This window comes from Paractinoplanes bogorensis (genome assembly GCF_018829635.1).
GTDB classification, from domain to species: Bacteria; Actinomycetota; Actinomycetes; order Mycobacteriales; family Micromonosporaceae; genus Actinoplanes; species Actinoplanes bogorensis.
Genome location: NZ_JAHKKG010000005.1, coordinates 321,896 through 344,877, shown reverse-complemented (window position 1 = coordinate 344,877; position 22,982 = coordinate 321,896). Strand labels below are relative to the sequence as shown.

Below are 22,982 nucleotides of genomic sequence, written 5' to 3'. Positions count from 1 at the left end.
GCCGTCCACAGCGGACCGGACCCGGAAAGTGTGGGAGGGTGGCCGTCATGCGTAGTCCTCGCGTCGACGGCCTTCTCGCGTCTGCCCGCGGCGACGCCGACCGGCTGTGGGCGGAGCTGACCGCGGCCGGCACCCCGCTGATCGAGCCCTGGGACGACGGCCGGACGCTGGTCACCTTTCTGTGGCGGGGCCAGGCGAATCGTGTGCGGGCCTGGTGGAACATCGACGTGCCGCTGACCCGCATCCCGGGGACCGACATCTGGCACGGGTCCGAGGTGTTCCCGTCCGATCTGCGCACGATCTACGGCCTGGTGCTGGACGACACGGAGGATCTGCCCGCCACCCCGGACGACCACGGCCCGGCCCAGCTCGACCGGGACAACCCGCTGACCGTGCACTTCGAGGCCGACCCGGACGATCCGACCGATGAGAGCAGCTGGGCGTCCGAGTTGCGGCTGCCGGGTGCGCCGCGCTCGCCGTGGACCGTGCCGCGCCCCGGAGTGCCGGCCGGGCGTCTGACGAAGGAAGGCCAGGTGACGGTCTATACCCCGTACGGGGAAAGAAGTGAAGATCTGCTGGTTGTTCTCGACGGTTACCTCGGGCAGACGCTGATGCGGATCCCGACCGTGCTCGACAATCTGATCGCCGAGCGGCGGATCCCGCCCTGTGCCGCGCTCTTCGTCCGCGGCCGGGAGGAGAACCGCCTGCGCGACCTGACACCCGGACCGGACGTCGAGCGGCTCATCGGTGACCTGGTCACACGCTGGAAAGGCCGTCATCTTGTCGCCGGGTCGTCGCGCGGTGGCCTGGTCGCGGCCCACCTCGGTCTGCGGCGGCCCGACCTGTTCCGCGGGGTGATCGCCCAGTCCGGCAGCTTCTGGTGGCCCGAACCCGGCGACGGCACCCCGGGTCAGGTGATCCGCGACGCCGCCGTCCACGCCACCCCGGAGGTCGGCTGGTTCCTCGACGTGGGCCGCATGGAGACGATGCCCGGGCCGGGTGGCGCGCCGTCGCAGCTCGACTCGGTCCGCGAGATGCGCGCAGCCCTGCGCTCGCGCGGCTGCGAACCGGCCTACGTCGAATATCCGGGCGGGCACGACTATGTGAACTGGCGCTACGACTTCCCCGGGGCGCTGATCGCCCTGAACGCCTAGAGCAGGCCCGACCGCTTCCACAACGGCTTGCCCGGGCCGTCGATCAGATCGAGTTCGCCCAGGTACGCCACCACCCGCTCCCCGGCCCACCGGATCGTCTCGCGGAAGTGCGGGTTGGCCCGGGCCGCGCGCCACCCGTCGGACGGGCGTACGCCGATCGACTTGTACACGGCCGGATGGATCAGCCGGGTCCCGCACAGGTAGGCGGCCCGCCCGATCACCAGTTTGTCGAGCATCAACCGGCGCGGGCCGGCCGCGCGTACCTGCCGGGCCAGTTCCTCGCGGGCGTACCGGACGTGCCGCGCCTCCTCGACCACGTGGATCCGCGACACCATCCGGACCAGCGGCTCGACCTGCTCGGAGGCCATCGCCTCGCGCTGCAGCGTGTCCAGGATCTCCTCGCAGATCAGGATCGCGGCGAACATCCGCGGCCCGGTCGCGGTCGCGCCGATCCACTTGCCCAGGGCCGCGTTGACGCCGTCGGGCCGATAGACCGGCGTGCCCAGCTTCTCGATCATCTTGCCGAACATCACCGAGTGCCGGCACTCGTCGGCGACCTCGGTCAGCCCGTACTGGGCGTGGGCCGTCGTCGGGTCCTGCCCGTAGTAGGAGCGGATCAGAAGCTGCATGAGGATCGTCTCGAACCAGATGCCCAGCCCGGCGATGCTGGCCGCCTCGTGCCGGGTCAGGGTGATCCGCTGCTCCTCGCTGAGCCCGTCCCAGATCGTCGTGCCGTAGAGGGACGAGCGGTGCGGCGGCACGAAATACTTGCCCGCCGAAAGTGCGGCATCCCAGTCGATCTCGATCGCCGGATCGTAGGAATGCGAGGCCGAGGACTGCAGGAGGCGGGTCGCGGTGCGGTCGCCATCAGACACGAGTGCCCTCCCGAGGCTTGACGTTACCGGCGGTAACAGTTACTTCTAGTACTATGCAAAACGGCGAGACAGCGGTCAATACCGATGGGCGGCGCGGACGCTGGGCCGGTCACCGCGAACAGCGCCGGGCCGAACTCACCGACGCCGCCATCGAGGCCATCCGCCGGCACGGCCCCGACGTGGGCATGGACGCCATCGCCGCGCACGCCGGGGTCAGCAAGCCGGTGCTCTACCGCTACTTCGCCGACAAGTCCGAGTTGTGGCTGGCCGTCGGGCAGCGATCCGGCACCCTGGTGCTCGACGCGATCGTTCCCGCCGTGGCCGCCGTCCGCGAGGAACGCGCCGCGATCGGGGCCGCCATCGACGCCTACCTGGCCCACATCGCCGCCGACACCAACCTGTACCAGTTCGTCGTCCACCAGCCCGACGTCACCCGGGGCCGCGACGTGGTCGCCGACGTCGTCGACACCGTCGCCAGCGGCCTGGCCCGGATCTTCGGCGACCGGCTGCGGGCGCGGGGGCTCGACTCGGGGGCCGCGCTGCCGTGGGCGTACGGGGTGGTGGGTTACGTGCAGGCCGTCGGCGACTGGTGGCTGCGGCAGCAGCAGCCGATCAGCCGGGAGGCGCTGGGCGATTACCTGACGACGTTCCTGTGGGGCGGCGTGGCGGGCATCCAGATCGCGGCCGATATTCCCGGTGGGCTGGCGGCGTTCCGTTCCGAAGGGACGTAGATGGTCAGATCAAGAGCTTTTTGTCCCGGCGGGGTGGTGGGTGCAGACCGTCGCTCCCGCGGGGACCACGACACGATGAGCTGGCCGCTGGCGCGTCCAGAACGCTCATCGCGCCGCGGCGACGTGCGTGAGTGGTCACGCCCCAAGGCAAACCCATCGATGCCAAGCGGGACCCTGTGTGAAGGAGGCAGCGTGGACGACATCGGCGACGAGGAGTATCGCGGGGCGGCGGTCCTGGTGATCGGGGACGACCGGCACGCCGTCGAGGTTCGCATGTGGGCGCGTTTCGAGCCGATCGAGGGCCGGTTCCGGTGGGCCGGCCGCACGTCGCCCGATCCGGTGCTGAGCGAGCTGGTGACCGGCGGAACGCGTGCGGCTTCGCTGACGATCGCCGAGCGGGCCGCCGCCGACGTCCGCCTCAGCGAGCCCGATCCGTGGGGCGGCGTACGGTTGTCCGGAACGGGCACACCACCGTGGTTCCCCCTCGCGGAAACGGCCACGCCCCGGTGAACGCCGACGAGACGCACGTGGATGTGCTCATCATCGGGGCGGGACTCAGTGGAATCGGTGCGGCCTGGCGGCTCCAGCAGGCGTTCCCCGGCAAGACGTATGCCGTGCTCGAAGCACGCGCTGCCATCGGCGGCACCTGGGATCTGTTCCGCTATCCGGGGGTCCGGTCGGACTCCGACATGTTCACGCTGAGCTATCCGTTCCGGCCGTGGACCGACACCGCCTCGCTCGCGTCGGGTGAGAAGATCCGGCAATACATTCAGGACACCGCCGACGACGGGGGCATCACGCCGCACATCCGGTTCGGGGCCAGGGTGGTCACGGCCGACTGGTCGTCGCGGGACGAGCGGTGGACCGTGGGGCTCGCCGACGGCACCGCGATGACCAGCGGCTTTCTGTACGCGTGTGCGGGCTACTACTCGTACGACGAGGGCTATCAACCCGGCTTCGGAGGCGAGGAGACCTTCACCGGACGACTCGTGCACCCGCAGTTCTGGCCGGCCGATCTCGCGTACGCGGGAAAGAATGTCGTCGTCATCGGCAGCGGCGCGACCGCCGTGACGCTGGTGCCGGCCATGGCGCCGGACGCCGCCCACGTGACCATGCTGCAGCGGTCGCCGACCTATCTGACCGCTCTCCCGGCGCGTGACGTGATCGCCGCGGGGCTGCGCCGGGTGCTCCCCGCCCGGGCCGCCAACACTCTGTCGCGGGCCAAGAACATCCTGCTCAGCCAGGGGTTCTATCAACTCGCCCGGCGGCGGCCGGAACGCGTCCGGAAACTGCTCCGGACCATGGCCGTGCGCGGGCTCGGCGACGAGGCGTACGTGGACGAGCATTTCAAGCCCGCCTACGACCCGTGGGACCAGCGGCTGTGTGTGATTCCGGGCGGTGACCTGTACGAGGAGATCCGGGCCGGGCGGGCCTCGGTGGTCACCGACCGGATCGAGTCGTTCGTGCCGGAGGGGATCCGGCTGCGCAGCGGTGCGGTGCTCGAGGCGGACATCGTCGTGACTGCTACCGGGCTGCGGCTGATCCCGATCGGCGGCGTGGCGGTTTCGGTCGACGGCGAGCCGGTCCGGATCGGCGAGCGGGCCGCCTACCGCGGGCTGATGCTGAGCGGGGTGCCGAATCTGGCCTACTGCATCGGGTACACGAACGCGTCGTGGACCTTGCGGGCCGATCTTTCCCACCGGTACGTGTGCCGCCTGCTCCGCCACATGGACCGACACGGCTACGCGGTGGCCACGCCGAAATCGCCCGCCGGCACCGGCCGCCCGCTGCTCGACCTGTCGTCGGGTTATGTGCAGCGGGCGCTCGACCTGTTCCCGCAGCAGGGCGACCGGGCACCCTGGATCGTGCGGCAGAACTACCTGCGGGACGTGATCACGACGCCCCGGGCCGATGTCACCCGTGACATGACTTTCGAAGGGATCGCCTCATGACCCCCTACAACTTCGCCGGACGCACCGCCGTGCTGACCGGCGCCGCGAGTGGCATCGGCGAGCGGCTCGCGTACGGGCTGGCCCGGCGCGGCAGCCACCTGGTGCTGGTCGACGTGTCCCCGCTGGACAGGGTCGTCGACCGGATCCGGAAAGAGCATCCGGCCGTCGACGTCACCCCGCTGACGGCCGACCTGAGCTCCAAAGAAGATGTCACCGGTGTCGCGCAGCGGGTGCTGGCCGACCACCCCGCCGTCGGCCTGCTGCTCAACAACGCCGGGATCGCCCTGGGCGGCCGGTTCGACCAGGTCACGGTGGACGAGTTCGAGACCGTGATGAACGTGAACTTCCGCGCCCCGATGCTGCTGACCCACGCGCTGCTGCCCGCACTCAAGGCGGCCCCGGGCAGCCACATCGTCAACGTGTCGAGCCTGTTCGGCCTGATCGCCCCGTACGGGCAGAGCGCCTACTCGGCCTCGAAGTTCGCCCTGCGCGGGCTGAGCCAGGTGCTGCACGCCGAACTGGCCGAGAACGACATCGGTGTCACGACCGTCCACCCCGGCGGCATCCGCACCCGGATCGCCACGAGCGCCCTGATCGGCAGCGGCGTCCGCGCGGCCGACATCGAGCCGCAGATGCGCTCGTTCGAGTCGCTGCTGACGTTCCCGCCCGAGAAGGCGGCCGAGCTGATCCTCACCGCCGTCACCCGTCGCAAGGCCCGGCTGCTGATCGCGTCGAGCGCCAAGTTCCCGGACTTCCTGGCCCGGATGGCCCCGGTCGGCCACACGCGCATCCTGCAGGCGGTCACCGCGCTCGTCTCCAGCCGCGCCCGGCCACCGGCCGAGGTGAAACAGTGAGCTGGACCGAGGTCGACGGAAGGCGGGTCCGCTACGAGCTCAGCGGCCCCGCGGACGCAGAGACGATCGTGATGCTGCACGGCATCGGCCGCAGCCTGGAGGACTGGGAACCCCAGCGCCCCCGCCTCGGCACCGACCACCGGATGCTCACGCTCGACCTCCCCGGTTTCGGCCTGTCGCCCCGCCTGCCCGCACCCACCACCCTGGACGGCCTGGCCGCTGCGGTCTGGGCCACGCTCGACACGCTCGGCTTCACCGCCCCGATCCACCTGATGGGCAACTCGCTCGGCGGGGCCGTCGCCATGCGCATGACGGCCGACTCCCCCGACCGGGTCACCACGCTGACGCTGGCCAACAGCGCCGGCTTCGGCCCGGAGGTCACCTTCGCGCTCCGCGTCCTCGCGGTCCCGTTCCTCGGCCGGTCGCTCCTGCGACGCCTCGACCCGCGCACCGCCCGCCGCGTCGAGCGCTCGATCTTCCACGACCGCGCCAACGTCACCGCCGAACGCGTCGCGATGGCCGTGAAGATCGGCCGGCAGCCCGACTTCATTCCCGTCTACCTCGAGATCGCCCGCGCGCTCGGCGGCTTCCGCGGCATCGCCCCCGCATGGCGCGACGACCTGCTACCCCGCGTGACCAGCCATCCCAAGCCCACCCTGATCGTGTGGGGCGACCGCGACCAGATCCTGCCGTCGACACATCTGGCCACGGCGAAGACCATTTTCCCGTACGCGGAAACGCACCTCTTCCCCGACACCGGTCACATGCCTCAACTGGAACGCCCGGACGAATTCGCCGCGCTCGTCCGGCCGCTGCTGACCCGGTAACTCAGGTGGAGCACCCGGTTGCCCTGGATCACGACGTGCGGATCGTCGAGCAGGTGCGTCGTGTCGACCGCCCCGAAGAAACGCTTCCCCGACCCGAGAACGACCGGGACGACATCCATCCGCACCTCGTCGACCAGGCCCGCGGCCAGCACCTGACCCCCGACGTCACCGGCGGCGACCTCGACGATGCGGTCACCGGCGAGCTTCTGCGCGGTGGCCACGGCGGCCTCGACCCCGTCGACGAAGTGGAACGGCGCCGCCGGATCCCAGCCGTCGGGCGCCGGCCGGTGCGTCACCACGACCACGTGGTCGATCCCGCTCGGCGGAATCCCGCCCCAGCCGTCGGTCAGGTCGAACACGTGGCGCCCGCAGATCGTCACCCCGATCGCGTCCCAGTACGGCCGGACGTAGTCGTACGACGTCTGCGAAACCCTCACCACGCCGCCGTCGTCGCTCTCGTCGCTCTCGTCGCTCTCCTCCAGCGGGACGTCACCGCTGGTCAGCCAGTCGAACAGCGGTCCCGGCTGGTCGCTGTCGCCGGCGATGAAGCCGTCCACCGACACCGAGCTGTACATGACCACTTTGCCCATGGCCACAAGGTAGCGGCCCACGGCCGGCCGCTCTTGTAAGAATTCAATCGACCGGAATCGGCCAGCCGTCCAGCGCGTGGCCGGGATGCTCGCGCCGGAACCGCCGTCGCACCTCGAGATAGCGGGTCGGCGTGAGCCCGGTGAAGGCCCGGAACTCGTGCCCGAAGTGGGCCTGGTCGAAGTAGCCGGCGTCGGCCGCGACCGCACCCCAGTCGACCGGCCCGGCCGGGTCGATCGCGAACACGGTCGCGGTGAAGCGGTAGGTGCGGGCCAGCCGCTTCGGCGTGACGCCGACGAGCTCACGAAACCGACGGGCCAGATGCGTGCTGCTGACTCCCGCGGCCGTGGTCAGATCGCCGATCGCCGCCGTCCCGCCGGTCGCCGCCAGGACACTGCTCGTGTGCCGGACCAGCCCCAGCCCCGCCGTCCGTCCCAGCCGCCGCAGCAGTTCGTCCTCGAGCACCGTCAGCATCTCGTCCGGGCCGGGCGCCGCGGCCAGTCGCTCCCCCAGGGAAGCCACGACGGCCCGCCCCCACACCTGCTCCAGGGTCAACGGCCGGTCGCACAGCTCGGCCGCGGGCATCGGCAGGAACGGCGCCAGCCCCCATGGCTTCACGTGCACACCGACCGACCGGGTCCGGGCCGGATAGCCGAACTCCAACATCCGGCTGGGCGTGCCGATCACACAGCCGTCGGCGAACTCGGCTCCCCGAATGCGGAACGGCGCCCCCAGATTGACGATGAGCAACGCGGCCGGCATCGGCGGCAGCATCAGCCGGGCGTACGGCGCCGCGCCCTCCAGGTAGTAGAGGTCGTCGATCAGCCCGCCCAGCGGCGGCCGCGGCCGGCGGGACACGTATTCCATGCTCAGACCGGTTCGAGCCCGGGCATCTCGAGCACCACCAGCGTCAGCCCCGCACCGGCCGCCCGCGTGGTGTGCTCCTCCCCCGCCCGCCAGTACACCCCGTGACCGGACTCGACCGCCCGCCACTCGTCATCGCCGCTGCGCACCTCACCGGCACCCGCGGTGACCAGCATGAGCTGCTCGACCGGGGCCGGATGCCGGCCGATCTCACCGCCCGCCGCCACCCGCAGCACAGTCACGGCGAGCGACTCGCCCCGGACGACCGCCTTGGCGGTCAGACCCGAGCTCCCGTACGCCTCGATCGCCCGCGCCGTCCCCGCCCCGAACTCAACGATCTCCACCGTTCCCCCGTCCCGCACTCACGGCCTCGACGACGGCCGGCGCGAACAGCATCGTCACGTGGTTGTCCGGGATGCGCTCGACCGTCAGTCGGGGCAGCTGCGCCCGGCCCAGGGCCAGCCCCCGGTCGTTGATGAAGGGCCGCGCCGAGTCGTCGCCGTCGTGGTCGGCCAGGATCGCGTGGACCGGCACGTCCAGCGGCTCGAGCAGCGGCAACGTGGGCCGGCCGGCCAGGGTGTCGACCGCGTCGTCGACCAGGCGGGGCAGCCTGACCCGGGGGCGGCCGGCCGGGTCGAGCAGGTAGGCACCCCACTGTTCGAGGCGGGGGCGCAGGTCGGGCCGCCCGGCGATCGCGCGGCCCTCGACCTGGTCGACGAACGTCGCCACGTCGGGAAAGCGGCGCCCGAGGGGCCGGGTCCACAGCGTCCACAGCAGCCGCACCGCCATCCGCCGCGTCCGCAGGCCGGGTTCGACCGGCACACCACCGTCGAGCAGGACAATTTTCCGTACGCGGTCAGCCAGCTTCCCAGCCACCAGCGGCGCCAGGTAGCCGCCCATCGAATGCCCGACCAGCACGATGTCGTCGAGCCCGCACTCGTCGGCCACCCGTACGACCTCGGCGGCGTGGCCGGCCAGCCCCGGCGCGGCCTGGGTGCCGAGCGAGCCACCCCGGCCGGGCAGGTCGGGCGCGATCACCCGCACGTCCGGCACCGCTTCGGCCAGCGCCCGCCACACCTCGGACGTGTTGGTCAGCCCGTGCAGGGCGAGCACGGTGGGCCCGCCGGCGCCGGAGTTCCACTCCGCGCACGTCAGTCCGGCGATGTCACGGCGATCAGGCACCCGGCGACCCTACTGGTCCAGGGGCGCCGACGGGTTCCCGGGAGATGACTTTTCCCGACGCATTCCCTAGGCCCCGACCGTGAGCCGGACCGTCACCGTGTCGCCGATGTCGAGGCTCTCCTTGCGGCGAACGTCGGTCTTCACCGGCACGATGTAGCGCCCGTCCTTGGGCCACAGCGAGGTCGTCCATCCCGTACGCCCGATCCGGGCACTCACCGGAATCATCCCCCACCCGTAGCTGACCAGCGACGACGCCGCCTCGAGTTCGGCACACTGCGCCTCCGGCACGGTGACGAAATGCCACGGCGCCGGTCCGCGCCAGAACCAGATCTCCCCCGCGAACTCCAATTCCATGCGCCACACCATAGGACGTCCTATCCAGACCGGTGGCGGTATGTCGCGAACGCCCGGTCCGACCGGCGCCCCACCATCGGCGTATCGATGCGGTCACGCTCCGCAGCTGTTCACCCTGACGCTGACCGCCGCGGTCGTGGTGGCCTGCCGCCACGACGACACGAACGCCGGATTCAGGCCGGCCGCCCTCGGGTCCGAGCAGCCGGTGTGCGGCCGGACCGGCGCCCGTGCGACCGACGACTGGGACTACCGGGCCGCGGTGACCGACGGCGGCGGGCTGGTGCCGCGCAACCTGCGGTTCGGTCCACGGCTGGTGGCCCAGCAGATCAGCGTGCCGTACTTCAAGCTCACCGTGAACGACGAGAAGGGCAAGCCCGGACCGGTGCACACGCACACGCTCATCGGGCAGGCCAAGTGCACTGCCGAGGGCAGCAGGCCGGGCGTGTCGGCCACCTACCGGGTCGAGGTCGCCGCGCCCGGTGACCGGCAGGCCGCGTCGTTCTCCCTCGGGCAGTCGTACGAGTTCGACACCGAACTCGACCGCAGGTGCGAGCCGACCGGCACCGCCGTCCGCCGCCGGTTCTGGCCGACGACGACCTGGGCCGCGGTGTCGGGCGGGACGCCGCCGGAAGGCCCGGCCGACCGCTCACCGATCACCGTCAACGTCATGCAGCGGTTCGCCTTCGACCTCGACGGCGCGTCGGCCGCCGGGTGCGGCGAACGTGGTGCGGGATGCGACCAACACCGGGAGCAGGGGCGTCGACGACCGCCGTCTCCTCCCGGCCGACGAGACCGAGGCGATCCGGGACGGCGGGACAGTCGCCTGGGAGAGATGGCATCAGGCGGGCCGCCCGGAGGTGGGCCTTCCCAGCGTGCGGCCCGGCCTGGCTCGATCACGACCACGGCGCCGCCACCGCGGGCTGCCCCGAGTGCGTCCACGCGCACTGTTCGTGGTTCAAGAACCGGCCGGCCGCCACGATCGCCGTTGCTCAAGCGGACGAACTCGGCGGCCGTGAAGCCGTTCCCCGGCGGACCCGCTTCGGAGCGCTACCCGGCCGGGAGCTGGGCCGTGCCGGTGCCGATCGAACCGGGCAACCCCACCGATCAGGGGCCGTACTACCTGCGGGTCCAGGCGATCAGCGGGCTCAAGGCGCTGAACACCGATCCACTGTGGTCGGCGGCCGGTGGCGGCGTGCCCCGGGCCCGGGTCTACGACCACACGGTCCGGGCCACCGGCGGCCTCACCGACAACCCGGACCGCGTGATGACCCTCAGCTACGACCGCGCCAAGGGCCCGATGTGGGCGGCCGTGGTGTTCGATCGCCAGCCCGAGCCGGACGAGATGCGCGCTACGTGGTGAACGCCGCGCCCGACGGCGTGAGCAACTACCTGCCGGCCACCGGACGGTTCGGCTGGCCGGTGGCCGGCGCGAGGTCGCGTACGGGAAAAGGTGCCGCGGCGCGGCGACCGCCGTGCGGCGGCTGCCCGAAAGGGCACAGAACATTGACTAAGTTCGATAGAAACTGTTTGTTAACACTATGACGATCCGGCGACTGGCTGTCGTGGTGGTTCTGGCCTCGACAGCGCTTGTACAGGTACAGACCACGACGGCGGCGCTGGCGGCGACCGTCTGTAACCGCTACTGCGACGGCCGCGATCCCGGCCTCGCCCCGGCCGACCGGGTGCCGGTCTCGGCCACGCTCTACGGGCGCACGTTCCAGCTGCACGTCAACGACACCGACGCGATGACCTGGGGCTCGGTCACCGGCGGGCAGGGCGGCGACGAGGTGTGGCTGGACCGCTCGTTCGACGGCGGCCGGAGCTGGGACGGCAACAGCCGCCTGGGGGCCACGGCGGTCCCGGCGGGTTCGACCGGATGGCGTACGGGACAATTCAATGTCGACGACTGGGGTGCCAACGGAGTCGGCGCGTTGCGGGCGTGCGGCAAGGCGGGCGACCGGCCCGAGATCGTGTGCACGGCGTGGGCGCGCAGCAACTGGAACGCCTGGGACCGGCGCACCGCCGCCGCGACCGCGCTGATGATGCGCTTCGACCGCGGGACCGGCCTGTTCGACTCGAACGGCTGGTGGACCGGTGCCAACGCGCTCACCGCGATCGCCGACAACATCAAGCGCAGCGGGATGCGCAGCTATCAGTACGCGCTCGCGTCCACGTACGACAAGAATGTGAACTCGCGGCAGGGCCAGTTCCGCAACGAGTTCCTCGACGACACCGGCTGGTGGGGCCTGGCCTGGGTGGCCGCGTACGACATCACCGGCGACAGCCGCTACCTGAACACCGCCCGGGCCGACGCCGACTGGATGTTCAGCTACTGGGACACGCGCTGCGGCGGCGGGGTCTACTGGAAGACCGACCGCGCGAACAAGAACGCCATCCCCAACAGCCTGTACATCCAGCTCAACGCCGCCCTCAGCCAGCGCATCGCCGGTGACACCGTCTATCGCCAGCGGGCCCAGGCGGGCTGGGCCTGGTTCCAGTCGACCGGCATGCTCAACAGCGGCAACCTGGTCAACGACGGCATCAACATGACGACGTGTCGCAACAACGGGGACGTGACCTGGACCTACAACCAGGGCGTCCTGATCAACGCACTGGTGCAGCTGAACAAGCTCACCGGCGACGCGAACGCGCTGGCCACCGCCCGGCGCATCGGTGACGCGCTGACCGGCAGCTCCTACCTGTCGCCGGGCGGAATCATGCGCGAACCGAATGAGCCGGACGCGTGCTCAGGCGACGGCGTCTCGTTCAAGGGCGCGGCGATCCGCGGGCTGGGCGTGCTCAACAGCGCGACCGGCGGCGCCTACGACACCTACCTGCGCCGCAATGCCGACAGCGCGTACGCCAACGACCGCAACAGCATCGACGCGTACGGATCACACTGGGCCGGACCGTTCCGCAGCACCAACCACAGCTGCCAGCACAGCGCGCTCGACCTGCTGAACGCCGCCCCGTGAGACCCGGCGTCAGGGCCGGAAACCGGCGGCGGCGATCGGTTCGAGGCCGGCGATCAGCTCGTCCAGCTCGTCCGCGGTCAGCGCGTCGTAGGGAGCGGCGGCCAGCTCGTCGGTCCGGTCCTCGATCTGCTGCCGGAAAGCGCGCCCCGAGTCGGTGAACCTGCCGGCCGCGTCGACCAGGCCGCGGGCGCGCAGTCCGTCGACGACCGCGGCCAACTGGGCCGGTGGCAGGTGGTGGGTGCGGCCGAACTCCTCAGCCGTCTCGCCCATCGTCAGCGCCAGCAGCACGTGGGCCTCGGTGCCGCCGATGCCGTGGGCCACCAGCAGGGCGTTGTGGCTGTCGCCGCGGTGTTCGCGCAGCAGGGTCGCCGCGTGCCAGAGCCGGGCCACCGAGTCGGCGGGCACGGCGAGGGCCCGCAACCCGGCGTACAGGGGACGGCCCACGGTGGGCGCACTGAGCGCGGCCCGGGTGGCCAAGTCGGCCAGTCGCGCCAGACCGGGCGGGTCGCCGATCCGCTCGCGCAGGGCGGCGGCGCTACCCCTTTCCCGTACGGCGATGGCCTCGGCCGGGGTGACCTTGCCCCACACCCACGGGATGTGGCGGGCCACCTCGCCGTCGGCGAAGTTGTAGAAGACCGCGTGCACCACCTCGGCCGGGGCCATCCCCAGGGGTGCGGCCCGGCCCGCGAAGTAGCCGTCCCAGTAGTTGCGCATGCCGAGTTCGAGGAACGCCCTGGTCGCCGTGTCGGAGAACGAGACGGTGGCGATCGGCTCGACGAGCTCGAACATGCGGTGGATCGTGGCCGGTGCGTGTGCGGAGGCAGTCATGCGGGTCAGACCGATCTCGAGGGCAGAACTAAGCGACGAAGATGCAGAACGGATGACCGGCCGGGTCGGCATAGACACGCAGCGGCTCATCGGGGTCGTCGCTGCGGTCGTACAGGAGCGACGCCCCGAGGCCCAGGGCCCGCTCGTGCTGCACATCCAGCTCGGCGGCGGACGGCACGGTCGTGTCGAGGTGCATCTGCTGCGGCACCGGGCCGCCGGGCCAGGTGGCCGCGGGCAGACCCGCCGCCAGTTGAAAGGCCAGCGCCCGGCCACCGTCGGGACGCAGCAGCACCAACCAGTCCGGATCGGCGAGGTCGGTGTCGCCGGGGCGGTAGACCAGCCCGAACATCCGGCGGTAGAACTCGGCCAGGCCGCGGACGTCGGGAGTGTCCAGCACCGGCTGCAGGATGGTCGGGTAGGTGGTCATCGCCCTATGAGACCACTACCCGGTTCCGGCCGCTCTCCTTGGCGCGGTACAGCGCGTGGTCGGCCCGGGCCAGCACCTGGTCGAGAGTGTCGCCCGGGGCGAGGTGGGCCAGGCCGACACTGATGGTCACCGGGACCGAGCCGGCCCGCGTCGGCACCGGCGTACCGGCCACCGCTGTACGCATCCGTTCGGCAAGATCGAGGGCGGCGGACGAATCCGGCAGGACGACCGCGAACTCCTCCCCGCCGTACCGGCCGAGCACATCGGAGGCGCGGATGGCCGATCCGACCCGGGTGGCGACCTCCCGGATCACGTCATCACCCACCCCATGCCCGTACGTATCGTTGATGCTCTTGAACTTGTCGATGTCGAGCATGACCGCCGCGAGGGTCCGCTCCCCACGCGCGGCCGCGTCGACCAGGGCGCCCGCCAGCGAGTAGAAATGCCGCCGGTTGTGCTGCCCGGTCAGCTCGTCGGTGGTGGCCAGTTCCTGCACCCGGCTGAACAGGCGCGCGTTGTCGTAGGCGGCCATCCCCTGGAAGGCCAGCGCCGCCGCCACCTTGCGGGCCGTGTCGTCGAAGCTGTCGCCGCCGAGCAGGGCGATCCCGGCCCGGCCGTCGCGGTGCTGCAGCGGCACGGCCAGCACCGTCCCGGTGCCCAGCACCCGGGGGTCGTCGACGATCATCGGCGCCAGCCCGGGCACGGCCACGTCCGGTCGCGAGCCGAGCAGGGCCGGCGACGCCGCGCCGGACACGTCGATCACGCCCGCGTCACCGGCGCCGAGCAGGCAGCCCGCAGCCGCACCGAGCTGGCTGCTGAGCGTCGCGAAGAGCTGCCGGAGCAGCTGGGCCGGGTCGTGGATGCTGCTCAGCTCGGCCAGGCTGGCCCGCAGCGTCTCGGCGAACGCCTGCTGCTGACGGGCGGTCTGCACGGCCAGCTGCCACTGGGCGGCCCGGGCGGTCTCCAGCGAGACGGCGAGGTGGCTGCTCATCGCGATCAGCACCTCGATGTCGTCGGAGGTGAAAATGCCCCGGGCCATCCGGCTGTCCAGATAGAGCACGCCGAGCATGGTGCCCTTGAACCGCACCGGCACGACCAGGATGCTGCGCAGCCCGTGCACGACCGCACTCTGCGAGCCGAGCGCGGCGCCCTGTTCGGTGCCGGTCAGCACCAGCGCCTCGCCCTCGTCGGCGACCCGGCCGACCAGCGTGGTGCCGTACGCGGTGGTGTCGGGCAGATCGGTGCCGTCGGCGCCCCGCCCGGCGTAGGCCACCGGCACGCCCGCGTCGTCGAGCAGGAAGAACAGCGCCCGCTCGGCCCCCAGGATGCGCAGCATCTCGTCGAGCGTCACGCGGGCCATCTGGCGGGGGTCGAGCACGTTGGCCGCGGCCGCACCGACCTGCTGCAGCGCCTCCAGGTGACGGCTGCGGCCGCTCTCGCTGCGGCGACCGGCGACCGTGTGCCGGCCGGTGGCGCCGCCCTCGTCGGCCCCGAACTCGGCGCGGGCCTGACGGCGGCGCAGTTCCCACCCGTACTGGGTGGCCAGCTGCAGCGCCCAGCGGGCCTGCCGGTCCGACTCGGCGCTCAGGCCGAGCTGACGGAACGCGCGGGCGCGGAACCGGGCCACCTCGAAGCTGATGATCGGCGAGTCGACCCGGCGGGCGATCCGTTCGGCCCGGTCGGTCCACTCGATCGCCTTGGCGGGTTCGCCCTGCAGCTGGGCCAGCGCCGCCTCGCCGATCAGGTAGGAGCAGTTGATCAGCGGGGAGGTACGGCGGACCCGGCGGATCTCGGCCACCGCCTGCCTGGCCGCCGCGAGCCGGGCCGGGCGCTGCTCGTCGGTGGACAGCCGCAGCTGGGCCAGCCGGCCGTGCAGCTGGAACGAGAAGAACCAGCGGTGCTGGGCCATCAGCTCGCGGTTGCGCAGCCCGAGCGCGCGGAACTCCTCGACCAGCGCGTCGAACGGCGCGCCGAACTCGCCCTCCTCGACCGCGGCGCACAGGGCGGACACCGTGACGTGGGCCAGTTGCGCCTTCGAGGCGACGCCGGGCGGGCAGGCCTCGCGCAGGTCGGCCAGCACCTTGGCCGCGTCGCCGGGCCGGCCCTGGATGGCGGGCAGGATCGCCTCGAGCATCGCGAACGAGGTGCGGCGGGCGCTGCGCGGATCGGCCATCACGGCCAGGCCCTTCTCGTACTGGATCCGCGCGTCCTGCACGTAGCCCCGGAACAGCCGGCGCAGCCCGATCGTGGTGTAGCCGGGGATGAGCTGGGCCGGGCTGTACCAGCGCTGGTTGCGGCTGATCGTCTCGACCCACGAGCTGCCGTCGTCCTGGCCGCTGAACAGCCGGGCCACCCCGCGCATCCATTCCACGTACGCGGTCAGGGCCGGATCCCGCAGTTCGACGGCGACCCGGGCGGCGCGGTCGAAACAGCGGATCCCCGTCCCCTGCAGCTTGACCAGGCTGACGACGTAACCCAGCAGCGAGTAGACCCGCACGTATTCGGGGCACGGCCCGAGCCGGTTGACCGCGTAGAGGGCACGCATCGAGAACAGCCCGGCCTCGCGCACCCGCAGCCCGATCCCGGCCGCGTAACCCCCGGCATCCAGGGCGGCGGCCATCGCGGCCAGATCGTCGCGCCGGCGGCCGCGGGCGGTGCCGTAGCCGAGCCGGGTCCGGCGGACCAGCCCGCCCCCGATCGCGGCGCACAGCGACACGATCAGCAGGAGCAGCCCGTTGCGGGGCAGCGGCCGGCGCAGCTCGCCCAGGGCCCGCGCGGTCGCGTCCAGCGCCCGGGTGTCGTCCCAGACCGTGTGGTGCATCTCGATCTCGACGGCGAGCAGCTCGGCCCGTACCCGGCGGTCGCTCTCCCCGGCCAGGGCCCGCTCGATCGTGGCCAGCCCCTCGGCGATCCGGCCGCAGCGCAGGTAGGCCACGGCCAGCGGACGCAGCACGGCGGTCGGCGGGGACGGATCGCCGTCCTCGGCGTCGCGCAGATAGTCCAGCGCGTCGGCCGCCGCCTGATCGTCGAGCGCGCTGAGACCGGCCGCGAGCGCGCTGCGACGCCGTTCGCCGGCCGGCACCTCGTCGCCCGCGCGGTGCTGGTGGCGGGCCACGGCATAGACGTGGTCGGCGTCGCGCAGCGGCTCGGGCAGGCGTTGCAGGGCGGCCGCCACGGAGGCGTGCAGGCGCCGGTGCTCCGGTTCGGCGTGGCCGGCCAGAAGTTCCTCGCGCAGCAGGTGATGGATGAAGGCGTACCAGCCGCCCGCCCGCGTCTCCAGCACGCGGCGATCGGCGGCCTGGGCGAGCGCGGCCACGACGCGATCCTCGCCGAGTCCGGCCGCGACGAGCGTCTCGGCGCGGAACCGGGCACCGGCCACCGCCGCCACGACGAGCACCTCGCGGGCGTCGGCCGGGAGTTCGGTGAGCCGTCCGGCCAGTAGTTCCCGCACGTCGTCGGCGGCCGGCAGCGCACGCGCGCCCGCCTCGTCGAACCACCAGGTGCCCCAGAGCGGTGCGAGCAGCCCGGCGTCGATCAGTCGCCACAGACAGGCGACGACGGCGAAAGGCGTTCCTCCCGTACGGTCGTAGACGTGCCCGGTCAGCTCGGGGCCCACCCGCGCGCCGGGCAGCCGGGTGGCGATCAGCTCGTCGACCGCACCCCGGGTCAGCGGCTCGCAGCGCAGTTCGGCGTCCGGCGGCAAGGCGACGGCGGGCGTGTCGTCCCGCTCGGTCAGCACGATCAGCACCGGCACGGCGGCCAGTTCGCCGCGCAGCCGGGACAGCACCTCGCGGCTGCCCGGGTCGATCCACTGCGCGTCGTCGACCACCAGCATCAGGCCGCCCGCCCGCCGGGCCAGCTCACCCAGCAGCACGGCCGCGGCGGCCGGCACGGCGTCGTCCCGGCTCTCCCCGTCGGTGCCCGCCCCGATCGTCTCGGCCAGCCGCGGGGACAGCCGGGCCACGATCCCCGGCCCGGCCACGTCGGCCGCCTCGCGCAGGTGCTGCTCGGCCGTGGCCCGCTCGGGCGCGGGAAGCCAGCGCACGGCCTGCACGTGGGACTCGATCGCGGCCCGCAGGACGGCCATCGGCAGCGCCTCGTCGGGGTCGCCCACGGCGGTGAGCAGAGGGAACCCGTCCGCCAGGGCCGCCGCCTCCTCGGCCAGCCGGGTGCGGCCCGAACCGGCGGCGCCCCGGATCACGGCCAGGCCGCCGCGTCCCTGGCGGGCCCGCTGCCACAGCCCGGCCAGCCTGTCGCGTTCGGCGTCACGCCCGCAGAGCGGCCAGCGGACCGCCGCGGGCTCCTCGGCCGCCTCCCCGCCCGGGCACGCGCGCAGGTCGGCCAGCAGCCCGGCCGCCGTCGGGTAGCGGTCGTCGGGATCCTTGGCCAGCAGCCGCCCGATCACCGCGACCAGCGCCGGGTGCACGCCCGGGCGCAGCGCGGCCAGGTCGGGCACGGGCGCGACCAGGTGCAGCCGGAGCAGCTCGCCGACGTCGGACGCCTCGAACGGCAGCCGTCCGGTGAGGCACTCGAAGAGCACCACGCCCAGCGAGTAGAGGTCGGAGCGGGCGTCCACCGGGCGTTTGAGCATCCCGGACTGCTCGGGCGAGCTGTACAGGAACGTCCCGGCCGCCTGGTCCTCGCCGGTGCCCGCGCCGTCGCCGCCGAGCAGGGCCAGCCCGAAGTCGATCAGCTTGGCCGGGTGCCCGGGCGAGACCATGATGTTGCCCGGCTTGACGTCGCGGTGCACCAGCCCGACCCGGTGCGCGGCGGCCAGACCCCGGGCGAGCTGGGCGGCCAGCGCGACCACCTGTTCCTGGCCGAGCGGGCCGGTGCCGAGCTGATCGGCCAGCGAACCGCCGGGCAGGTGCTCGAGCACGAGCGCCGGATCGCCGTCGAACCGCCCGGCGGCGAAGATCCGGGCCACCCCGGGGTCGTCCACGCAGGCGAGCAGCGCGGCCTCGCGCAGGAAGGACGGGAGCATCGGGTCGCCGGCGTGACTCGAGGCGGGGCGCTTGAGGGCGTACACGTGGCCGTCGTGCCGCACCCGGTGGACCGTGGTGAAGGCGCCCCGGCCCAGCTCGGCCTGCACGTCGAACCCGGTCAGCTCCGCCGCGCGCTCTCGCCCCACTGATCCCTGTTCGGCAGGTGCACCCGATTTCTGACCCACTCAGAACCTTCCGATCACCGCCGATGGGGATGTCGGGGGACCAAATCGGTGTCGGCGGGGGCGATCGTGACATTCGTACGGCGGATGCGGCTACGACCGCGACTGGCCGCGTGCTTCGGCGTGGTGCTGGTGCTGCTCGGCGTGGTGGTCGGGATCGGCGTGGGGGCGCTGCACCGGCAGTCCGACTCGGCCGGGAAGCTGCGCGACCTGCAGGTGCTCATGCACCAGGTGGACGAGCAGAAGTTCCGCGACGGCGACATCTCGGGCTGGCAGGTCGCCTATGCGTGGGACGCCTACCGGATCGGCGCGGTCAAGGCGGTCGACCCGGCCAGCGACAACCGCAAGGGGTTCCTGGCCTCGGCCGGCGAGCTGCGGACCCTGCTGTCGTCGACCCGCACCGACCTGATGACCGATCCCGAGCGGGCGTTGTTCGCGCAGCTCACCGAGCAGTGGACGAAGTACTTCGCGGCCGACAACCAGGCCGTGGCCCAGTTCGCCGCGAACCGGATCAATGCGGGCAACGCCATCGTCCTGGGCCCGGGATACGAGATCTACTACAAGATCGTCGAGTTGACCGACGCGCTGGTGAAGTCGGTCGTCACGCGCGTCGACCAGACGGCACTGGACGCACAAAGATCAACTTCTTCCGCGCGTACGGGAATGCTCGTGGGGTTTTTGATCGCCGCTCTCGCCGCGGTGCTGTTGACCGCCCTGGTCACCCGGAGCGTCACGGCACCGATGTCGCGGGTCGGGGACGCGCTGCGAGGACTGGCCGGGGGCGATCTTTCCGTACGGGTCGGAGACGCCTCGCACGACGAAGTAGGCGACATGGCGCGCGCGGCCGAGGCGGCGGCCGACGGGGTGCGGGCCACGGTCGTCACGATCAGCGACGACGCCCGGGCCCTGGCCGCCGCGGCCGGCACCCTGTCCCGGGTCAGCGGGCAGATCGACGGCGCCGTCCTGAACGCGTACCAGCAGGCCGACCGGGTCGCGGGCACGGCCGGCGGCGTCTCCGGCAACGTGCAGAGCGTGGCCGCGGGCGCCGAGCAGATGGGCGCCTCGATCACCGAGATCTCCCGCAACGCGTCGGACGCGGCCGGAGTGGCGGCGGGCGCGGTCACGGCGGCCCGCGACACCAGCGCCACGATCAACCGGCTCGGCGAGTCGTCGGCCGAGATCGGCAGCGTGATCGGCACCATCCAGGCCATCGCCGCCCAGACCAACCTCCTCGCCCTGAACGCCACCATCGAGGCGGCCCGCGCGGGCGAACTCGGCAAGGGCTTCGCCGTGGTGGCCAGCGAGGTCAAGGACCTGGCCCAGGAGACGGCCCGGGCCACCGAGGAGATCGCGCAACGGATCAGCGCGATCCAGAACGACACCGGCGAGGCGGTCGCCGCGATCGACGGGATCAGCCAGATCATCCAGCAGATCAGCGACTACCAGACCACGATCGCGTCCGCGGTCGAGGAGCAGAGCGCCACCACCACCGAGATGAACCGGGGCGTGAACGAGGCCGCGGACGGCGCCAACGACATCGCGCAGGGCATCTCGGCCGTCGCCCGCAGCACGGCCGACAGCCGTACGGCGGTGGCCGAAGCGACACAGGCGGCCGACGAGGTCAACACCCTCGCCGACCGCCTGCGCGCGGCGGTGAACCGGTTCTCGTTGTAGGAGCGGTCAGCCGAAGATCGACGCCGCCCACTCCGGGTGGTCGATGAACGGGTTGCGGTTGTGCTGGTAGGTCGCGTAGATCGTCTGGTTGCGGGCCCGCTCGGCCGCATCCGGCGGGTCGGCCGCGTTCCAGGCCAGCAGAGCCGACACCCGGCCCATCCGCGGAGCGGTGCCGCTACTGGTGGCGTCGTCCACCTCGAGGTCCGGGTACGAGTCACCACCCTCGTACCGCACGGCCATGTAGAAGATCATGCGGGCCACGTCGCCCTTGACCGCGGCCCGGGGCTCCCACGAATTGCTGTCGGTGTAGTTGCCCGGCGCCCCCGAGACGGCCGTCCCGCCGTTGTCGAAGTCCTTGTTGCCGCGCGCGCCGTTGACCGCGACGTCCTCGGGGCGCAGGTGGTGCAGGTCGGTGCCCGGCCCGGCGCTGGTGCCGAAGTCGCCGTGCGACTGCGCCCAGACGTGCTCCCGGTTCCAGTCCCCCGAGTCGCCGCCGTTGAGCGACTTCGACCGGCTGATCCCCGAGTAGAAGAGCTTGACGTTGGCCGAGTTGGCCGGGTCCTGGTCGGTCACCTTGAGGGCGTTCCAGACCCCGTCGTACGACAGCTTCGTCACGCCGCTCGAGATGATCCCGTGCAGCGCCGTCTTCAGGCTCTCCCCCGACTTGCCCGCGGCGGCCGCGTAGTAGGCGTCCGTCCCGCCGGTGGGCGGTGGCGTGGTCGGCGGGGTGGTCGGTGTGGTGCCTCCGGCCGTCATCGAGGTCGGCGACTTGAGGCCCGGGTGCGAGAAGTACGCGGTCAGGCTGCCGGTCACGGTGATCGTGGTGCCGACCCGTCCCGGGTTGCTGGCGAGCCCGAACGCCGACCGGTACGAGCTGGTGATCTGCACGTACAGCATCCGGCTGGTCGACGTCTCGGTGCGGCTGTCGGCCAGCGCCAGGGCCGTGTCGCCGGTGAAGTTGCTGGTGCGGACGGTGTTGGTGGCGGTGGGCTCGCCCACCACGTATCCCGTGACCGTGCCGGTGCCACTCTGCGTGCTGATGGCCTGCGCAACCGTCAGCGTGGCCGCGGCGCCCGCCGGAACGGTCAGGAAGACAGCCGCGACGATCGGCGCGGCGAACAGTGCGATGCGCCGGTGGCGCTTCACCCCAGACATAGGCGTCAGACTATGTGCCGGAAGGTGACCACCGGGCCATATCAGCTTTGTCATACGCCCTGGAGGACATGGCCCGCCCGGGCCGTGGCGTGCCGGTACAGGTAGACACCGGGACCGGTGACGGTGTTGGCGAACACGGCGACGTCGTCGATCGCGAGCCCGCCGACCGCGTCGTGGACGGCCAGCGCCGGTCGGCCCGCGCCGGTCGTGGCCACGACGTTGCCGACCACGTCGACCCGGCTCAGGTTGCTGGCGTAGGCCTTGACATAGATGCCGCCCACGCAGTCCGCGATCGTGTTGGCCCGGATCGAGAGCCGCTCGGTGTCCTGCGGGCCGATCGCGTCGTACCTGGTGGCGGTGACCCGGTTGAACTCGATCGCAACGTCGGTGTGGACGAAACCGGCGACGCTGGTGTGCGACCCGGCGAACCGCCCCCAGCCGGGCTTGCTGGTGGACGGACCGCACTCGTTGTCGACCAGACGCACGTTCGCACAGGCGGTGTTGTCGGCGGCGCCGGCCCACCTGGTGCTACCCGCTGTGTCGAGCTGAACGGCCTCGCCGTGCCACAGACCCACGGTCGGGTCCTCGACCCAGCCCAGGAACCGGCAGCGGGACACCGTGGCGGTGTGCACCGCGTTCAGCTCGATCGCGTGCCACCACTTCACGTTCTCGATCGTGACGCCGTCGATCTCGACGTCCGAGGTGTGCTGCATCGTGATGACGTTCATCGGGGGCGCGGCCGTCGCCTTGGCCTGGTCGTCGCTGCTCGACCCCTGGATCGCCGACCAGATCGGATCCCAGAGGCCGCCCCGGATCTTGATATTGCCGGGCGCCCGATAAAGACCGGTCGTGGCCGACGGCACGTCGTTGAGCAGCATCGTGGCGTGCGCGACCGCGCCGGCCGTCCGGACGCTGGTGAAGCTGGGCCCGTAGACCGGCGTCGCCGCGTGGGCGTTGGTGGTGTCCGTCGTGTAGGTCTTCGCGACGGTCGGGAAGTCGGCCCGGATCGTCGCGTCCCGCGCGTCGAGGTGCGTGCCACCGCCGATGATCAGGGTGTTCCGCAGCGTGATGGTCGTGCCCGGGTCGATCCGGACGATGACCCGGCCGCGTTCGTCGCGCGGGGCGTTGCCGGCCTGGCCGGCCGTGGCGTCCAGGCGGCGGCGCAGATCGGCGGTGGCGTCGTCCTCGGGTATCGCCGCCGGTGGGTTGATCCCGGCCCGGGCGGCCCCGGCTCCGACCTGACCGAGGACGGCCGCCCCACCCGCCACAACCCCGGCACGAAGCATGTTTCGCCGCGTAGTACTCATTTGTTCCTCCCCCGTGGAACGGGGAACATATCAGCTTCGGACCCGACGGCCGATTCCGTTGATCGGGT

The 22,982-nt window shown here is 72.0% G+C and carries 20 protein-coding genes; 9 read left to right on the top strand and 11 right to left on the bottom strand.

Annotated elements, in window-relative coordinates; genetic code table 11:
• The first annotated feature begins 47 nt into the window (after positions 1-47).
• The gene (locus KOI35_RS16970; protein ID WP_215788422.1) at positions 48-1,154 is read left to right on the top strand and encodes an alpha/beta hydrolase-fold protein; all 1,107 of its coding nucleotides are present in this window, start codon (positions 48-50) and stop codon (positions 1,152-1,154) included.
• Here KOI35_RS16970 and KOI35_RS16965 read toward each other — a convergent pair.
• Positions 1,151-2,029: an AurF N-oxygenase family protein gene (locus KOI35_RS16965; RefSeq protein WP_215788421.1), complete on the bottom strand. Its 879-nt coding sequence runs from the start codon at positions 2,027-2,029 to the stop codon at positions 1,151-1,153. The genes KOI35_RS16970 and KOI35_RS16965 overlap by 4 nt on opposite strands.
• 53 nt (positions 2,030-2,082) lie before the next feature.
• On the opposite strand from KOI35_RS16965, the gene KOI35_RS16960 reads away from it, so the two are divergent.
• The 5 genes from KOI35_RS16960 (at position 2,083) to KOI35_RS16940 (ending at position 6,393) form a co-directional block, all read left to right on the top strand.
• The gene (locus KOI35_RS16960) at positions 2,083-2,760 is read left to right on the top strand and encodes a TetR/AcrR family transcriptional regulator (protein ID WP_215788420.1); all 678 of its coding nucleotides are present in this window, start codon (positions 2,083-2,085) and stop codon (positions 2,758-2,760) included.
• A 192-nt stretch (positions 2,761-2,952) separates the two neighbouring features.
• Complete coding sequence (locus KOI35_RS16955) at positions 2,953-3,270, top strand: DUF4873 domain-containing protein (protein ID WP_308121040.1); 318 nt, start codon at positions 2,953-2,955, stop codon at positions 3,268-3,270.
• 17 nt (positions 3,271-3,287) lie between these two features.
• Positions 3,288-4,712, top strand: a complete 1,425-nt coding sequence (locus KOI35_RS16950) for a flavin-containing monooxygenase (protein ID WP_308121039.1) — start codon at positions 3,288-3,290, stop codon at positions 4,710-4,712.
• On the top strand, positions 4,709-5,566 hold the full coding sequence (locus tag KOI35_RS16945) for an SDR family NAD(P)-dependent oxidoreductase (protein ID WP_215788418.1): 858 nt from the start codon (positions 4,709-4,711) through the stop codon (positions 5,564-5,566). Before KOI35_RS16950 ends, KOI35_RS16945 begins: the two co-directional genes overlap by 4 nt.
• Positions 5,563-6,393 (top strand): alpha/beta fold hydrolase, encoded by an 831-nt coding sequence (locus tag KOI35_RS16940; protein WP_308121038.1) that lies wholly within the window; start codon positions 5,563-5,565, stop codon positions 6,391-6,393. The genes KOI35_RS16945 and KOI35_RS16940 overlap by 4 nt, the downstream gene beginning before the upstream one ends.
• Here KOI35_RS16940 and KOI35_RS16935 read toward each other — a convergent pair.
• The 5 genes from KOI35_RS16935 to KOI35_RS16915 all read right to left on the bottom strand — a co-directional run bounded on the left by KOI35_RS16935 (position 6,336) and on the right by KOI35_RS16915 (position 9,381).
• The gene (locus tag KOI35_RS16935; RefSeq protein WP_215788417.1) at positions 6,336-6,983 is read right to left on the bottom strand and encodes a dihydrofolate reductase family protein; all 648 of its coding nucleotides are present in this window, start codon (positions 6,981-6,983) and stop codon (positions 6,336-6,338) included. The genes KOI35_RS16940 and KOI35_RS16935 overlap by 58 nt on opposite strands.
• 43 nt (positions 6,984-7,026) lie before the next feature.
• Positions 7,027-7,848 carry a helix-turn-helix domain-containing protein gene (locus KOI35_RS16930; RefSeq protein ID WP_215788416.1) on the bottom strand — a complete coding sequence of 274 codons (822 nt, stop codon included), beginning with the start codon at positions 7,846-7,848 and terminating at the stop codon, positions 7,027-7,029.
• Between the two features lie 2 nt (positions 7,849-7,850).
• Positions 7,851-8,189 (bottom strand): cupin domain-containing protein, encoded by a 339-nt coding sequence (locus tag KOI35_RS47420; protein ID WP_215788415.1) that lies wholly within the window; start codon positions 8,187-8,189, stop codon positions 7,851-7,853.
• Positions 8,176-9,027: an alpha/beta fold hydrolase gene (locus KOI35_RS16920; RefSeq protein WP_215788414.1), complete on the bottom strand. Its 852-nt coding sequence runs from the start codon at positions 9,025-9,027 to the stop codon at positions 8,176-8,178. The genes KOI35_RS47420 and KOI35_RS16920 overlap by 14 nt, the downstream gene beginning before the upstream one ends.
• Before the next feature lie 66 nt (positions 9,028-9,093).
• The gene (locus KOI35_RS16915; protein ID WP_215788413.1) at positions 9,094-9,381 is read right to left on the bottom strand and encodes a DUF1905 domain-containing protein; all 288 of its coding nucleotides are present in this window, start codon (positions 9,379-9,381) and stop codon (positions 9,094-9,096) included.
• A 40-nt stretch (positions 9,382-9,421) separates the two neighbouring features.
• Between KOI35_RS16915 and KOI35_RS16910 the strand changes: the two genes are divergently transcribed.
• Positions 9,422-10,741, top strand: a complete 1,320-nt coding sequence (locus KOI35_RS16910; protein ID WP_215788412.1) for a hypothetical protein — start codon at positions 9,422-9,424, stop codon at positions 10,739-10,741.
• A gap of 178 nt (positions 10,742-10,919) precedes the next feature.
• On the top strand, positions 10,920-12,356 hold the full coding sequence (locus KOI35_RS16905) for a glycoside hydrolase family 76 protein (RefSeq protein ID WP_215788411.1): 1,437 nt from the start codon (positions 10,920-10,922) through the stop codon (positions 12,354-12,356).
• Between the two features lie 9 nt (positions 12,357-12,365).
• On the opposite strand, the gene KOI35_RS16900 is transcribed toward KOI35_RS16905, so the two are convergent.
• The 3 genes from KOI35_RS16900 to KOI35_RS16890 all read right to left on the bottom strand — a co-directional run bounded on the left by KOI35_RS16900 (position 12,366) and on the right by KOI35_RS16890 (position 18,742).
• On the bottom strand, positions 12,366-13,145 hold the full coding sequence (locus KOI35_RS16900) for a MarR family winged helix-turn-helix transcriptional regulator (protein ID WP_246613246.1): 780 nt from the start codon (positions 13,143-13,145) through the stop codon (positions 12,366-12,368).
• A 67-nt stretch (positions 13,146-13,212) separates the two neighbouring features.
• The gene (locus tag KOI35_RS16895) at positions 13,213-13,611 is read right to left on the bottom strand and encodes a VOC family protein (protein WP_215788410.1); all 399 of its coding nucleotides are present in this window, start codon (positions 13,609-13,611) and stop codon (positions 13,213-13,215) included.
• Positions 13,612-13,615: 4 nt separating this feature from the next.
• Positions 13,616-18,742: a diguanylate cyclase gene (locus tag KOI35_RS16890; RefSeq protein ID WP_215788409.1), complete on the bottom strand. Its 5,127-nt coding sequence runs from the start codon at positions 18,740-18,742 to the stop codon at positions 13,616-13,618.
• 105 nt (positions 18,743-18,847) lie between these two features.
• Here KOI35_RS16890 and KOI35_RS16885 point away from each other — a divergent pair, with 105 nt between their 5' ends.
• Entirely contained in the window at positions 18,848-20,452 is a 1,605-nt protein-coding gene (locus tag KOI35_RS16885) for a methyl-accepting chemotaxis protein (RefSeq protein ID WP_308121037.1), read from the top strand.
• 6 nt (positions 20,453-20,458) lie between these two features.
• Here the strand turns inward: KOI35_RS16885 and KOI35_RS16880 are convergent, their stop codons facing one another.
• Together KOI35_RS16880 and KOI35_RS16875 are read right to left on the bottom strand one after the other, a co-directional pair.
• Complete coding sequence (locus tag KOI35_RS16880) at positions 20,459-21,607, bottom strand: endonuclease (protein ID WP_215788408.1); 1,149 nt, start codon at positions 21,605-21,607, stop codon at positions 20,459-20,461.
• Positions 21,608-21,657: 50 nt separating this feature from the next.
• Positions 21,658-22,914 (bottom strand): right-handed parallel beta-helix repeat-containing protein, encoded by a 1,257-nt coding sequence (locus tag KOI35_RS16875; RefSeq protein ID WP_215788407.1) that lies wholly within the window; start codon positions 22,912-22,914, stop codon positions 21,658-21,660.
• Positions 22,915-22,982: the final 68 nt, after the last annotated feature.

Coding starts and splice junctions, on each gene's coding strand:
- KOI35_RS16970 (WP_215788422.1), top strand. CDS start 48: ATGCGTAGTCCTCGCGTCGACGGCCTTCTCGCGTCTGCCCGCGGCGAC.
- KOI35_RS16960 (WP_215788420.1), top strand. CDS start 2,083: ATGCAAAACGGCGAGACAGCGGTCAATACCGATGGGCGGCGCGGACGC.
- KOI35_RS16945 (WP_215788418.1), top strand. CDS start 4,709: ATGACCCCCTACAACTTCGCCGGACGCACCGCCGTGCTGACCGGCGCC.
- KOI35_RS16935 (WP_215788417.1), bottom strand. CDS start 6,983: ATGGGCAAAGTGGTCATGTACAGCTCGGTGTCGGTGGACGGCTTCATC.
- KOI35_RS16930 (WP_215788416.1), bottom strand. CDS start 7,848: ATGGAATACGTGTCCCGCCGGCCGCGGCCGCCGCTGGGCGGGCTGATC.
- KOI35_RS16915 (WP_215788413.1), bottom strand. CDS start 9,381: ATGGAATTGGAGTTCGCGGGGGAGATCTGGTTCTGGCGCGGACCGGCG.
- KOI35_RS16910 (WP_215788412.1), top strand. CDS start 9,422: ATGTCGCGAACGCCCGGTCCGACCGGCGCCCCACCATCGGCGTATCGA.
- KOI35_RS16905 (WP_215788411.1), top strand. CDS start 10,920: ATGACGATCCGGCGACTGGCTGTCGTGGTGGTTCTGGCCTCGACAGCG.
- KOI35_RS16900 (WP_246613246.1), bottom strand. CDS start 13,145: ATGTTCGAGCTCGTCGAGCCGATCGCCACCGTCTCGTTCTCCGACACG.
- KOI35_RS16895 (WP_215788410.1), bottom strand. CDS start 13,611: ATGACCACCTACCCGACCATCCTGCAGCCGGTGCTGGACACTCCCGAC.
- KOI35_RS16880 (WP_215788408.1), bottom strand. CDS start 21,607: ATGTCTGGGGTGAAGCGCCACCGGCGCATCGCACTGTTCGCCGCGCCG.
- KOI35_RS16875 (WP_215788407.1), bottom strand. CDS start 22,914: ATGAGTACTACGCGGCGAAACATGCTTCGTGCCGGGGTTGTGGCGGGT.